This is a genomic window from Erwinia sp. PPS120, from assembly GCF_047918655.1.
In the GTDB taxonomy this organism is placed as follows: domain Bacteria; phylum Pseudomonadota; class Gammaproteobacteria; order Enterobacterales; family Enterobacteriaceae; genus Erwinia; species Erwinia tasmaniensis_A.
This window is the reverse complement of sequence record NZ_JBLREF010000042.1, coordinates 11021-25045: the sequence shown is the minus strand read 5'-3', so window position 1 is coordinate 25045 and position 14025 is coordinate 11021. Positions and strand designations below refer to the sequence as shown.

At 59.3% G+C, this 14025-nt stretch carries 7 protein-coding genes; 6 read left to right on the top strand and 1 reads right to left on the bottom strand.

The genetic code is table 11. From position 1 onward, the window contains the following. Positions 1 to 217 precede the first annotated feature (217 nt). From ACLRGG_RS19405 to yegD, 3 genes are all read left to right on the top strand, one after another. On the top strand, positions 218 to 847 hold the full coding sequence (locus ACLRGG_RS19405; protein ID WP_416251301.1) for a phosphatase PAP2 family protein: 630 nt from the start codon (positions 218 to 220) through the stop codon (positions 845 to 847). A 225-nt stretch (positions 848 to 1072) separates the two neighbouring features. Then, positions 1073 to 3679, top strand: a complete 2607-nt coding sequence (locus ACLRGG_RS19400) for a diguanylate cyclase (protein WP_416251300.1) — start codon at positions 1073 to 1075, stop codon at positions 3677 to 3679. A 113-nt stretch (positions 3680 to 3792) separates the two neighbouring features. Continuing rightward, on the top strand, positions 3793 to 5145 hold the full coding sequence (yegD, locus tag ACLRGG_RS19395) for a molecular chaperone (protein ID WP_416251299.1): 1353 nt from the start codon (positions 3793 to 3795) through the stop codon (positions 5143 to 5145). Between the two features lie 101 nt (positions 5146 to 5246). On the opposite strand, the gene ACLRGG_RS19390 is transcribed toward yegD, so the two are convergent. After that, positions 5247 to 6218: an aldo/keto reductase gene (locus ACLRGG_RS19390; RefSeq protein WP_416251298.1), complete on the bottom strand. Its 972-nt coding sequence runs from the start codon at positions 6216 to 6218 to the stop codon at positions 5247 to 5249. 277 nt (positions 6219 to 6495) lie between these two features. On the opposite strand from ACLRGG_RS19390, the gene ACLRGG_RS19385 reads away from it, so the two are divergent. The 3 genes from ACLRGG_RS19385 to mdtC are packed head-to-tail and all read left to right on the top strand — an operon-like array spanning position 6496 to position 13960. Next, the gene (locus tag ACLRGG_RS19385) at positions 6496 to 7740 is read left to right on the top strand and encodes an MdtA/MuxA family multidrug efflux RND transporter periplasmic adaptor subunit (RefSeq protein ID WP_416251297.1); all 1245 of its coding nucleotides are present in this window, start codon (positions 6496 to 6498) and stop codon (positions 7738 to 7740) included. Then, entirely contained in the window at positions 7740 to 10859 is a 3120-nt protein-coding gene (locus tag ACLRGG_RS19380) for an MdtB/MuxB family multidrug efflux RND transporter permease subunit (protein WP_416251296.1), read from the top strand. Before ACLRGG_RS19385 ends, ACLRGG_RS19380 begins: the two co-directional genes overlap by 1 nt. Further along, positions 10856 to 13960, top strand: coding sequence for a multidrug efflux RND transporter permease subunit MdtC (mdtC, locus tag ACLRGG_RS19375; protein WP_416251295.1), 3105 nt, complete (start codon positions 10856 to 10858; stop codon positions 13958 to 13960). Before ACLRGG_RS19380 ends, mdtC begins: the two co-directional genes overlap by 4 nt. The last annotated feature ends 65 nt before the right edge of the window (positions 13961 to 14025 follow it).

Sequence of the window (14025 nt, the reverse complement as noted above, 5' to 3'; positions counted from 1 at the left end):
TCGGGGGGTTGATGCCAGCGAAAAGCGATATAGCGCTTTTAAGACTTTCCCGTTATGCGCCAAACAGGTTCACCGTTAGAATGACATTAGTGAGACAGGCTTCACAATTTTAGCCCGGCAATTGCGCCTGGCAGAGCACGCGTCATCAATGGATCAGTACCAGACAGCCCCCGGCTGAAAGCCCGTCTGCCCCATAACACAATAAAAAGGAAATCAGGTGTCCTGGCATATTTTGCATTTTTTGACCTATTTCGGCGACAGCATGTTGCTTATCCCGACCGCCGTGATCATGGCTATTTTGATTAACTGGAAAAACAGCGACCGTCGTGCGGTAGGGTACTGGGTGCTGGCTTTTTGCGCTGCTGGCGCGATTGTCAGCCTCTCTAAAATCGCTTTTCTCGGCTTTGGCATCGGCAGCGCACGCTATAACTTCACCGGATTCAGCGGCCACAGCGCCATGTCCGCCACGCTATGGCCGGTGATGCTCTGGCTGCTGAGCGGCCGTCTGCCCCCACTCTGGCGCGGCTTTGCCCTCGGCATTGGCTACCTTATCCCGCTGATGGTCGGCGCATCGCGCCTGATCCTCAACTACCATTCCCACAGCGAGGTCTTCGCGGGGCTGATCCTCGGCTTTACGCTAAGTAGCGCCTTCCTGATCAGCCAGCGCCATGCCCGGCTGAAGGGCTTTTCGACCGGTCAGCTTACCATTGCACTGCTGCTGCCTCTGGTGCTGCTGGGCCACGGAAAACTGGCCACCACGCAGCAGTTCCTGCAGCGCATGTCGGTACATATTGCCGGTATCGATCATGCGTGGACGCGCGAAGAGCTGTTAAAAATGCGTCAGTAACGCGCTGTTCCACAGGGCGCAAACGGGCTATACAACAATGTGGCGCAGTATTGCCCCCGCGATGCAGGCCGCGTTATCGGGCACTGGCGTTTTTCGCCTGAGCATTAATTGCCCGAATAACGCACAGTTTTGAATTCAGGCAGGTATCCAGAAAAGGTTGTGCTAGCATGTTCTGAGCAACGCGTAGTGCGCAGACATGACCGTCTGTCCCCGCTGGAATTGTTAATGACGAATCAGACTCCTTTACAGGCTAATCCAACTGCGTTATCCCGCGGGATGCTGGCGATATCGCTTGGCGCACTCACCTTTTCCCTGGCGATATTCTGCCTGATGCTGATTAAGTTAGGTGGTCCTGTTTCGCCGCTATGGTTCCCCACGGCGCTAATGACCATCATCGTCTTCCGCCTGCCGTTAACCTCACTGCCGCTGGTCCTCTCCGCCTGCCTGGTCGGACTGACGGGGGCCAACGCAATGATGACCGGCCCCTCCCCGCAGGCCGTCACCTTTGCCCTGCTTAATCTGCTTCAGGCCGTACTGGGCGGGGCACTGCTGCGTCGTCTGAGCGATCCTAAGGCGCCGCTGGACACCTTGCTGAGCTGGGTAACAATCGTGGTGTCCGTCGGTGTGCTGGTACCGCTGCTGGGTGGGGTGGTCGCCACGCTGCTGCTCAACGTCAGCGACAGGTCGAATCTGCATTTCTTTTCTACCTGGGTTATCTCAGAAATGATCGGCATGCTGGTATTGGGGCCGGTCTGCCTGCTGTGGCGCAGTGACTATTTTCACAAAAACTTTAGCCAGCACGTGCTGCTGGAAACCCTGCTAACCCTGGTCGGAACGCTCCTGTTGAGCTATCTGGCATTACGTTATCTGCCGTGGCCGTTTACTTTTGTCATTGTCGTGCTGTTTTACAGCGCGGTACGCCTGCAGCGCTTTGAAGCTTTCGTGGTTTTCCTGGCAACGCTGGCGATGATGTCCCTGATGCTAACGCTCCACCTGCTCGATTTGCGCTCAAACAGCGGATGGTTTACCACGCGTACTCCCTGGCTGCCCTTCCTGATGGCCATCATTCCCAGCCATATTATGACGCTGGTGATGCACTCTTTTCGTGAAGAGAAGAAGCACATTGTCGAGAGCGAAACCCGCTTCCGCCACGCCATGGAGTTTTCAAAAATTGGCATGGCGCTGCTCTCACCGGAGGGACAGTGGGTACAGGTAAATAAATCGCTCTGTTCGCTGCTGGGCTACCAGGCGCAAGAATTGTTGCAGCTCACCTTTCAGCAGATCACCCATCCCGACGATGTTGAGGCCGATCTTGCCCACGCCCGCGCGCTGTTAGAGGGCGCAGATGAGAGCTACAGCCTCGAAAAGCGCTATTACCATCGGAGCGGCAGGATCGTCTGGGCAAGGCTCGCCGTCTCGCTGGTGCGCGATGGCGAACGTCAGCCGCTCTATTTTATTTCGCAGATTGAAGATATCACTGAGCTGAAAAAAACCGAGGCGATCAACCGTCGCCTGATGCAGCGGATCACCCTGGCCAATGAGGCGGGCGGTATCGGCGTGTGGGACTGGAACCTGCGAACCGGCAGGATAAGCTGGGACAAACGGATGTGTGAGATTTATGAACTGCCGAAAGATGCGCAGCCGACCTATGAAAGCTGGGCTGACACCCTGCTGCCCGCCGACCGTAAAATGGCCACGGATGCGTTCAACCTGGCCACCCTGACCCCCGCGCCGCTGGATATTCACTTTCGCATCAACACCGCATCGGGTATTCGTCATATTCGCAGCCAGTCGACGATGGTGCTGGACGAAAAGGGCCAGATGGAAAGGATGCTCGGCATCAGTCAGGACATGACGACAATGCGCCTGCTGACCGATGCGCTCTACCAGGAGAAAGAGCGGATGCATATTACGCTGGATTCGATTGGCGAAGCGGTGATCAGCACCGATAAAGCGATGCGGGTAACCTTTATGAACCCGGTGGCGGAAAGTATGAGCGGCTGGACACAGGAGAACGCGGCGGGTAAGCCTGTCGGCGACATTCTACGCATAACCCGCGGTCATAGCGGCCCCGCACTGGAGATCCTGCCAGGTGGTGAACAGCCGGGCGAAATCACCCTGCCGGATATCGACAGGGAGCTGGTGCTGCATAACGCGGCCGGCACGCAGTATGAAATTCACTACACCATCACGCCGCTGAAAACTCAGGAAGGGGAAAGTATTGGCAGCGTGATGGTGATTCAGGACGTGAGTGAATCACGGGAAATGATGCGCCGCCTGAGCCACAGCGCCTCACACGATATGCTGACCCGGCTGCCTAACCGCGTCAATTTCGAGATCCAGCTTCAGCGTCTGCTGCAATCGGCACGGGATAACAACCAGCAGCACGTCCTGGTGTTTATCGACCTGGACCGCTTTAAATCGGTTAATGACAGCGCAGGACACGCGGCCGGTGATGCCCTGCTGCGCGAGCTGGCAGACGTGATGGGCCAGCAATTAGCCAGCAGCGATATGCTGGCGCGGCTGGGCGGTGACGAATTTGGCGTACTGCTGGCTGATGTGACGCTGGAGGAAGCCCGCGAAAGGATTTCACACATGGTGCTGGCGGTGAACGAATACCGCTTTATGTGGCAGGGGCAGCGCTACCCAATTGGTGCCAGCGCGGGCATTACCCTGATCAACCGCAACAATGCCAACGACAGCGAGGTGATGGCGCAGGCCGATCTCGCCTGCTATAACGCCAAGCACAGCGGCCGCGGGCAGTGCTCGATGTACGGTTCCGCTTTGCTCAAGCATCTGAACCCCCTCCTCTCTTGCCGTGAAAACGAGTAGCCCGACGCGCTGGCGCGGCTCAGGCCAGACGATTTAATCGCGCGGGGTTCTTGCTCTCCACGCGGCCCTGGGCTAAAGTCCCCCCCTTTTTTCACCGCTCGCGGAGGGGACATATGTTTATCGGCTTTGATTACGGTACGGCAAACTGCTCGGTAGCCATCATGAACGAGGGCGCGCCCGAACTGCTGCCTCTTGAGCAGGGCTCAGCCTTACTGCCCTCTATGCTGTGCGCACCGACCAGAGAGGCCGTCAGTGAGTGGTTATTTCGCCACCACCAGGTGCCCACGCCGGACGCGGAGAATCAGGCGATCCTGCGTCGCGCGGTAGCTTTAAACCGTGAAGAAGATATCGACGTCACCCCCGCCAGCGTGCAGTTCGGCCTCGCCTCGCTGGCGCAGTATATGGAAGATCCCGAAGACGTCTGGTTTGTTAAATCCCCTAAGTCGTTTCTCGGCGCAAACGGACTCAAACCTCAGCAGGTCGCTTTCTTTGAAGATCTGGTGTGCGCCACCATGCTGCATATTCGCCAACAGGCTGAGCAGCAGCTCAATGCCAGCGTCAGCCAGGCGGTGATTGGGCGCCCGATCAACTTCCAGGGGCTGGGCGGCGATGAGGCCAACCGCCAGGCGCAGGGGATACTGGCGCGCGCGGCGTCCCGCGCCGGCTTTAAGGACGTTGAGTTTCAGTATGAGCCCGTAGCGGCCGGGCTGGATTTTGAAGCGACCCTCACCGCCGAAACGCGCGTGCTGGTGGTGGACATTGGCGGCGGCACTACCGACTGCTCAATGCTGTTAATGGGGCCCGAGTGGCATGACAGGGCGGAGCGTGGCAGCAGCCTGCTGGGCCACAGCGGCTGTCGCGTTGGTGGGAACGACCTGGATATCATGCTGGCATTCAAAGAGCTAATGCCACTGCTGGGATTAGGCGGCACGACCGTTAAAGGCATTAATCTTCCAGCCCTGCCCTGGTGGAATGCGGTGGCAATCAACGATGTACCGGCGCAAAGCGACTTCTACGCCACCGCCAGCCGCAGGCAGCTGCAGGATCTGATCCGCGATGCCGCAGAGCCTGAAAAGGTGAAGCGGTTATTGAAAGTCTGGCAGCAGCGGCTGGGCTATCGGCTGGTGCGCGCGGCGGAAGAGAGCAAAATCGCCCTGTCGGATCGTCAGCAGGTAGCTGCGCCGCTGCGCTTTATTGAGGCATCCCTGGAGACGCTTATCAGCGTTGATGCGCTTCAGGCGGCTATTTCTCAGCCCGTTGAGCGCATAAAGGAGCAGGTGAAACTGGCGTTATCTGCCAGCGGCACCCGCCCTGATGTGGTGTTCCTTACCGGCGGCAGCGCGCGCTCTCCGGTGCTACGCCAGGCGCTTAGTGAACTGCTGCCTGATATTCCGCTAGCCAGCGGCGATGACTTCGGCTCGGTCACTGCCGGACTGGCGCGCTGGGCGCAGGTAATGTTCCGTTAAGCCTTGTGCCGCACCGGTAAGCGCTTGCGCGTCAGCAAGGTTCCGCAAAGCCGTGTGCCGCACCGGTAAGCGCTTGCGCGTCAGCAAGGTTCCGCAAAGCCTTAAGCCTGACCGGCTGCACTGGCGTCGGAGAGCGTACGCAGATCCGCCTCGCTAAGCTTAAGCGCGGCAGCTTTTACCAGCTCGTCAAGCTGGGCCAGCGAAGTCACGCTGACAATCGGGGCCGTAATGCTGGGACGGGCAATCTGCCATGCCAGCGCGACCTGCGTTGGCGTGGCATTATTGCTTTCAGCCACCCTGTCGAGCGCTTTCAGAATGCTCAGCCCGCGCGGATTAAGGTATTTCTGCACCACGTCGTCGCCGCGCTGGCTCTTACTGGCATCTTCCGGCCTGCGGTATTTACCGCTCAGAAAGCCGCTCGCCAGGGAGTAGTAGTTAATGACGCCCAGCCCGTTTTCGCTGGCCACCTTTTCCAGCCCGCTCTCATACTCTTCACGATCGTAAAGGTTATACTCCGGCTGAAGCGTTTCATAACGCGCCAGACCCTGCTCTTCACTGACCTTCAACGCTTCGGCCAGCCGCTCAGCCTTGTAGTTAGAGGCACCCACCGCTCGCACTTTACCCTCTTTGATCAGCGCGTCAAAGGTCGCCAGCGTTTCCTGCAGCGGCGTGTCGCTGTCGTCACGGTGAGCCTGATACAGATCGATAGTATCGGTTTGCAAACGTCTCAGGGAATCTTCAATCGCCTGCCGAATGCGGGCTGGCGCCAGCCCGGTTTTTCCTTCACCCAGATCCATACCCACCTTGGTAGCCAGCACGATTTTATCGCGCTTGCCGCTCTGATTGAGCCAGTTGCCGATAATGGTCTCCGACTCGCCGCCCTGGTTACCGGGTGCCCAGCGCGAATACACATCAGCGGTATCGATGAAATACAGCCCTTTCTCAACCAGCGCGTCCAGCAGCGAAAAGGAGGTTTTCTGATCGATTGTCCAGCCAAAAACGTTGCCGCCGAAGGTGAGCGTGGGAACCTGAATGCCGGTGCGGCCTAATGATCGGTGTTCTATCTGACTCATCATGTCTCTCCTGAAGTGAATGATTCTCGCGTGCTAATTAGCGTAGCAAACATTGTCACCTGCGCGTGGTACATTTGTGGCATAAGGTTTTCAGTTTATGAATACTTAAGTTATCAGGTGGCATCCGGCTTTACGTCGCTGACAATAAAGCAGAAAAAATAGCCTTAATTCATATTTCATTCATTTTTACACCCTTTAAACTGGTTAAACTCGCTGGCTTAAGGATCGCCATTCGATCCAGAGGACACCCTGTTGCTACCGGAGAGCGCTTAAGAACATGAAGACCAAACGACCTTCCCGCAGGATACTGCTTATTCTGATCGTCGCAGCCTGTGCAGTGGGTGGCTACATCTGGTGGCAAAGCCAGCAGGCAGCTTCGCCGCCCAACGCAGAACAGGCCAGGCAGGCGGGAGCCAGCGGGAAAGGCGAAGGTGGCCGTCGCGGCCGCAGCGGTGCGCCCACGCCGGTGCAGGCGGCAGAAGCCGTCAGGCAAAGTGTGCCGCAGTATCTGGCAGGCCTGGGCACCGTTACCGCGGCCAATACGGTCACCCTGCGCAGCCGCGTGGATGGCACGCTGACGGCGCTGCACTTCACCGAAGGGCAGCAGGTGGAAGCCGGACAGCTGCTGGCGGAAATCGACCCACGGCCCTATCACATTGCGCTGATGCAGGCGCAGGGACAGCTGGCAAAGGACCAGGCGACGCTGGCCAACGCCCGCCGCGATCTGGCGCGCTATGAATCACTGGCCAAAACTAACCTGGTTTCTCGGCAGGAGATGGACGCGCAGCGCGCGCTGGTCAGCGAAACCGAGGGCACGCTAAAGGTTGATGAGGCCAGCGTCGCCAGCGCCCAGCTTAATCTCACCTACAGTCGCGTGGTGGCGCCCATCTCAGGCCGCGTTGGCCTGAAACAGGTGGATGTGGGCAATATGATCGCCAGCAGTGACGCTAGCGGGATTGTCGTGATCACCCAGACCCACCCCATCGACGTGGTGTTTAGCCTACCGGAAAATGATATCGCTACCCTGCTTACCGCGCAGAAAAGCGGCCAGCCGATCCCGGTGGAGGCCTGGGACCGCACGAACAGCAGGCTTCTCACCTCTGGCAGCCTGCTCAGCATGGATAATCAGATCGATGCCACCACCGGCACGGTGAAGCTGAAAGCGCGCTTTAGCAACAGCGATGACATGCTGTTTCCCAACCAGTTTGTTAACGCCCGACTGAAGGTGAATACGCTGGAGGATGCCATCGTTATCCCGACCGCCGCGCTGCAGATGGGCAACGAGGGCAATTTCGTCTGGGTGGTAAACGCGGAGAATAAGGTCAGTAAAAAGCAGGTTTCGGTCGGAATGCAGGACAGCCACAGCGTGGTGGTAAAGGCCGGACTGGATGCCGGTGAACGGGTGGTCACCGACGGCATTGACCGTCTGAAAGAGGGCGCGCAGGTTGAGGTCATCGCACCGCAGTCTACCCCCGGCACCCCGACTCACAGCGCGCTGCCCGCAGCGGGAGCGGGCGTCTGATGCAGGTGATGTCCCCAAATCCAGGCGGCGGCCCGTCGCGCCCGTTTATATTGCGCCCCGTCGCCACCACTCTGCTGATGGTGGCTATCCTGCTGGCGGGCATCCTTGGCTACCGCGCCCTGCCGGTTTCAGCCCTGCCAGAGGTCGATTATCCGACCATTCAGGTCGTCACGCTCTACCCCGGTGCCAGCCCGGACGTGGTGACCTCAGCGATCACCGCACCGCTGGAACGCCAGTTCGGCCAGATGTCGGGCTTAAAACAGATGTCTTCTCAGAGCGCCGGAGGGGCATCGGTAGTCACGCTTCAGTTCCAGCTTACCCTGCCGCTGGACGTGGCCGAGCAGGAAGTGCAGGCGGCGATCAACGCCGCCACCAATCTGCTGCCGAACGACCTGCCTAATCCACCGGTTTACAGCAAAGTTAACCCGGCCGATCCGCCCATTATGACCCTTGCCGTCACCTCCACCAGCATGGCGATGACTCAGGTCGAAGATATGGTGGAAACCCGCGTAGCGCAAAAAATTTCCCAGGTATCCGGCGTCGGACTGGTGACCCTGGCGGGCGGGCAGCGCCCCGCCGTGCGCGTAAAGCTGAATGCACAGGCCCTGGCGGCGCTGGGGCTGGACAGTGAAACTATCCGTACCGCCATCAGCAATGCCAATGTTAACTCGGCTAAGGGTAGCCTGGACGGCCCGGAGCGCGCGATAACCCTTTCCGCCAACGATCAGATGAAATCAGCCGAAGATTATCGCCAGCTGGTGGTCGCCTACCAGAAGGGCGCACCGGTGCGTCTCGGTGACGTTGCCAGCGTCGTGCAGAGTGCCGAAAACCGCTGGCTCGGTGCCTGGGCCAACCGCCAGCCCGCCATTGTGCTGAATATTCAGCGTCAGCCCGGCGCAAACATTATCTCCACTGCCGACAGCATCCGTCAGATGCTGCCCGCGCTCACCGCCTCGCTGCCAAAATCGGTGGAGGTCAGGGTGCTCACCGACCGCACCACCAATATCCGCGCCTCGGTTCACGACGTCGAGTTTGAGCTGATGCTCTCCATTGCGCTGGTGGTGATGATCATCTATCTGTTTCTGCGCAACGTCCCGGCCACGCTGATCCCCGCCGTGGCGGTGCCGCTGTCGCTCATCGGCACCTTCGCGGTTATCTGGTTTCTCGGTTTTTCGATCAACAACCTGACGCTGATGGCGCTCACGATCGCCACCGGCTTTGTGGTGGATGACGCCATCGTGGTAATTGAAAACATCTCTCGCTATCTCGAAAAGGGCGAAAAGCCGCTGGACGCCGCCCTGAAAGGGGCCGGTGAGATCGGTTTTACCATCATTTCGCTGACCTTTTCGCTGATTGCGGTACTGATCCCGCTCCTGTTTATGGGGGATATCGTCGGCAGGCTGTTCCGCGAATTCGCCGTCACCCTGGCGATCTCGATTCTTATCTCGGCGGTGGTTTCCCTGACCCTGACGCCAATGATGTGCGCGCGCATGCTCAGCGCAGAGTCACTGCGGAAACAGAACCGCTTCTCCCGCGCCAGTGAGGCCATGTTTGACCGGATCATTGCGGCTTATGGCTGCTTTCTGCGTCGGGTATTGCAGCACCCCTGGCTGACGCTCGGCGTGGCACTCAGCACGCTGGCCGTCACCGTAGTGCTGTGGATCGCCATTCCTAAAGGTTTCTTCCCGCTACAGGATAACGGCATTATTCAGGGGACACTGCAGGGACCGCAGTCGGTTTCCTGGAGCAATATGGCTCAGCGGCAGCAGCAGGTTGCCTCAATTATCATGAAAGATCCGGCGGTACAGAGCCTGACCTCCTTTGTCGGCGTTGATGGCACCAATCCCGCGCTCAACAGCGGTCGACTGCAAATAACGCTTAAACCGCTCAGCGAACGCGACGATCGTATTCAGGCGGTTATTGCGCGTTTGCAGCGCGAGATTGCCGGGTTGCCAGGCGTTACGCTCTATTTACAGCCAGTACAGGACCTGACCATAGATACCCAGCTTAGCCGGACCCAGTATCAGTTCAGCCTGCAAACGGGATCGCTGGAGGCCTTAAGCCAGTGGGTGCCGAAGCTGGTGGAAACGCTCTCCGATTTGCCGCAGCTTAAAGATGTCAGCAGTGACTGGCAGGACCAGGGTCTGGAGGCCTATGTTCGGGTGGATCGCGACAGCGCCAGCCGCCTTGGCATCACCATGGCCGATGTGGATAACGCGCTCTATAACGCGTTCGGCCAGCGGCTGATCTCCACTATTTATACCCAGTCCAGCCAGTACCGGGTAGTGCTGGAGCACGACACCACCGAAACACCCGGCCTGGCAGGCCTGGACAGCATCCGCCTGAAGAGTCCATCGGGGGGCACGGTGCCGCTGAGCGCCATTGCGCGCGTTGAGCAGCGCCACGGAGCCTTAAGCATTAACCATCTGGATCAGTTCCCCTCCACCACCTTCTCCTTTAACGTCAGCGACGGCTACTCGCTGGAAGAAGCGGTGAACGCCATCAGTCAGGCCGAACGCAATCTGGCGATGCCGTCCGATATCATCACCCACTTCCAGGGCAGCACTCTGGCATTTCAGGCCGCCCTGTCGGGAACCGTCTGGCTGATCGTCGCCGCCATCGTGGCGATGTATATCGTGCTGGGCGTGCTGTATGAGAGCTTTATTCACCCGATCACCATCCTCTCCACGCTGCCGACTGCGGGGGTCGGGGCGCTGCTGGCGCTGATGATCAGCGGCAGCGAGCTGGACGTGATCGCCATCATTGGCATTATTTTGCTGATTGGCATCGTGAAGAAAAACGCCATTATGATGATCGACTTCGCGCTGGCGGCGGAGCGTGAGCAGGGTATGTCGCCGGGTGAGGCCATCTATCAGGCCTGCCTGCTGCGCTTTCGACCGATTCTGATGACCACGCTGGCGGCGCTGCTTGCCGCACTGCCGCTGATGCTCAGCACCGGCGTCGGGGCCGAACTGCGTCGCCCGCTGGGTATTGCCATGGTAGGGGGACTCATCGTCAGCCAGGTGCTGACCCTGTTTACCACGCCGGTTATCTATCTGCTGTTTGACCGGCTGGCGAAGGCCGCACGTCGCCGTTTCCGGCGGGAGGCGGCAGAGTGAGGTTTTTTGCGCTATTTATCCACCGTCCGGTGGCGACGATACTGCTGACCCTTGCCATTACCCTGGCGGGGGTACTGGGCTTCCGGCTGCTGCCGGTCGCCCCGCTGCCGCAGGTGGATATCCCGGTGATCATGATTTCCGCCTCGCTGCCCGGCGCCTCACCGGAAACCATGGCGTCGTCGGTAGCCACGCCGCTGGAACGGGCGCTGGGCCGCATCGCGGGCGTCAGCGAGATGACCTCCACCAGCTCGCTGGGCATGACGCGAATTATCATGGTGTTTGATTTCGACCGCGATATCAACGGCGCCGCGCGCGACGTACAGGGTGCGATTAACGCGGCACAGAGCCTGCTCCCCTCCGGGATGCCGGATCGTCCACGCTGGCGTAAGATCAACCCCTCCGATGCGCCGATTATGATCATGACGCTAACCTCGGACAGCTGGTCGCAGGGCAAGCTGTATGACTATGCTTCGACCCAGCTGGCGCAAAAGCTGTCGCAGATTGAGGGCGTCGGTGACGTCACGATTGGCGGCAGCTCCCTCCCGGCCGTGCGGGTGGACCTCAATCCGCAGGCGTTATTCAATCAGGGCGTGTCGCTGGATGCGGTACGCACTGCCATCGCTAACGCCAATCAGCGCAGGCCGCAGGGGGCCGTTGAGGATGCGGAACGACGCTGGCAGCTAAAAACCAACGACGCGCTGCAAACCGCCGCAGACTACCGCCCGCTGGTTATTCACTATAACAATGGCGCGGCGGTGCAGCTTAAAGACGTGGCAAACGTCACCGATTCAGTACAGGACGTGCGTAATGCCGGTATGTCCAATGCGCGACCGGCAATTCTGGTGCTGATCCGCAAGCTGCCTGACGCTAACATCATCGCTACTGTTGACCGCATCCGCGCCGAAGTCCCCGAACTGCGCAGCCTGATCCCCGCTTCCGTGGAGCTGAATATCGCGCAGGACCGCTCCCCAACCATCCGCGCATCGCTGGCGGAGGTTGAGCATTCGCTGGTTATCTCCGTCGGGCTGGTGATCCTGGTGGTATTCCTGTTCCTGCGTTCCGGCCGCGCCACGCTGATCCCTGCCGTTGCGGTACCGGTCTCTCTGATTGGCACCTTTGCGGCAATGTACCTGTGCGGCTTCAGCCTGAACAACCTGTCGCTGATGGCGCTCACCATCGCCACCGGTTTTGTGGTGGATGACGCCATCGTGGTGCTGGAAAATATTTCACGCCACGTTGAAGCAGGAATGAAGCCGCTTCAGGCGGCGCTTCAGGGCGTGCGCGAGGTCGGCTTTACCGTGCTGGCGATGAGCCTGTCGCTGATTGCCGTGTTCCTGCCGCTGCTGATGCTCGACGGAATGATAGGCCGCCTCTTCAAAGAGTTTGCGGTTACTCTGTCGGTGTCGATTGCCATCTCGCTGGTGATATCGCTGACGCTGACGCCGATGATGTGCGCCCGCCTGCTGCGCGCCCGCAAGGCAGACCCACAGCCGCGCACATCAGGCATCGGCAGCCTGCTGCTGCATCTGCAACAGGGCTATGGTCGCTCACTGAATGTCGTGCTGAATCATGCGCGCTGGGCGCTGCTGGTATTCCTCGCCACCATCGGCCTGACGGTTTATCTTTACGCGACCATTCCGAAGACCTTTATGCCCGAGCAGGATACCGGACGGCTGTTGGGCTTTATACAGGCCGATCAGAGTATTTCATTCCAGGCGATGCGCGGCAAGCTGGCAGACTTTATGACCATTGTCCACGCCGATCCGGCGGTGGAAAGCGTGATGGGCTTTACCGGGGCCGCCGGGACCAACAGCGGGGCGATGTTTATTTCGCTTAAGCCGCTCAGCGAGCGCACCGAAAACGCCCAGGCGGTGATTGCGCGGCTGCGGGTTAAGCTGGCGAAAGAGCCGGGGGCCAGCCTCTATCTGATGGCAGTGCAGGATCTCCGGGCGGGCGGGCGTGAGTCTAACGCCGGCTATCAGTATACGTTGCTCTCCGACGATCTTGGCGACCTCAGGCTGTGGGAGCCGAAAATTCGCCAGGCATTTAGCACCCTGCCGCAGCTGGCAGATGTGAATTCCGATCAACAGGATAACGGAGCAGAAATGGCGCTGACCTATGACCGGGAAACCATGGCGCGTCTTGGCATCGATGTTTCCATGGCTAACGATCTGCTGAACAACGCGTTCGGCCAGCGACAGATTTCCACTATCTATCAGCCGCTGAATCAGTACAAGGTGGTAATGGGGGTGGATCCGCGCTACACCCAGGATATCGGCTCGCTGGATTTAATGTATGTGGTGAACAGCAGCGGGAAGGCTATCCCTCTCTCCTACTTTGCCCACTGGCTTCCGGCCAACGCGCCGCTGTCGGTCAACCATGAGGGGCTGTCTGCCGCCTCGACCATTTCCTTTAACCTGCCCGAGGGCGTCTCCCTTTCTCAGGCCTCTGCCGCCATCGAACGCAGCATGACCTCGCTGGGCGTCCCACCCAGCGTTCGCGGCAGCTTTGCCGGAACGGCGAGGGTCTTTGAGCAGTCGCAGAACAGCCAGCTATGGTTGATCCTGGCAGCCATCGCCACGGTCTATATTGTGCTCGGCATCCTCTATGAGAGCTACGTTCATCCGCTGACCATTCTTTCCGCCCTCCCCTCAGCGGGGGTGGGGGCGCTGCTGGGGCTGGAGCTGTTTGGTGCGCCGTTCAGCCTGATTGCGCTGATTGGCATCCTGCTGCTGATTGGGATTGTGAAGAAGAATGCCATTATGATGGTGGACTTCGCCCTGGATGCCCAGCGCAGCGGCGAGCTTAGCGCCCGTGAGGCGATTTTTCAGGCCAGCCTGCTGCGCTTCCGCCCCATTCTGATGACTACCCTTGCCGCGCTGTTTGGCGCCCTGCCGCTGGTCCTCACGTCGGGTGACGGCGCGGAGCTGCGCCAGCCGCTGGGTATTACCGTGGTGGGGGGGCTGTTGGTGAGCCAGCTGCTAACGTTTTACACCACACCTGTGGTTTATCTTTATATGAATAAGCTCCGTCGCACTAAGCGTCCTGGCGCACAGGGGGCTGCCGCCTCTGCCCTCAGCCGCGATTCAGGAAGCCCATAGCGGATGGATACGCTTCACCTTTCGCAGCCGGTTTATGCCATCGGTCTGTTGGCACGACGACATCG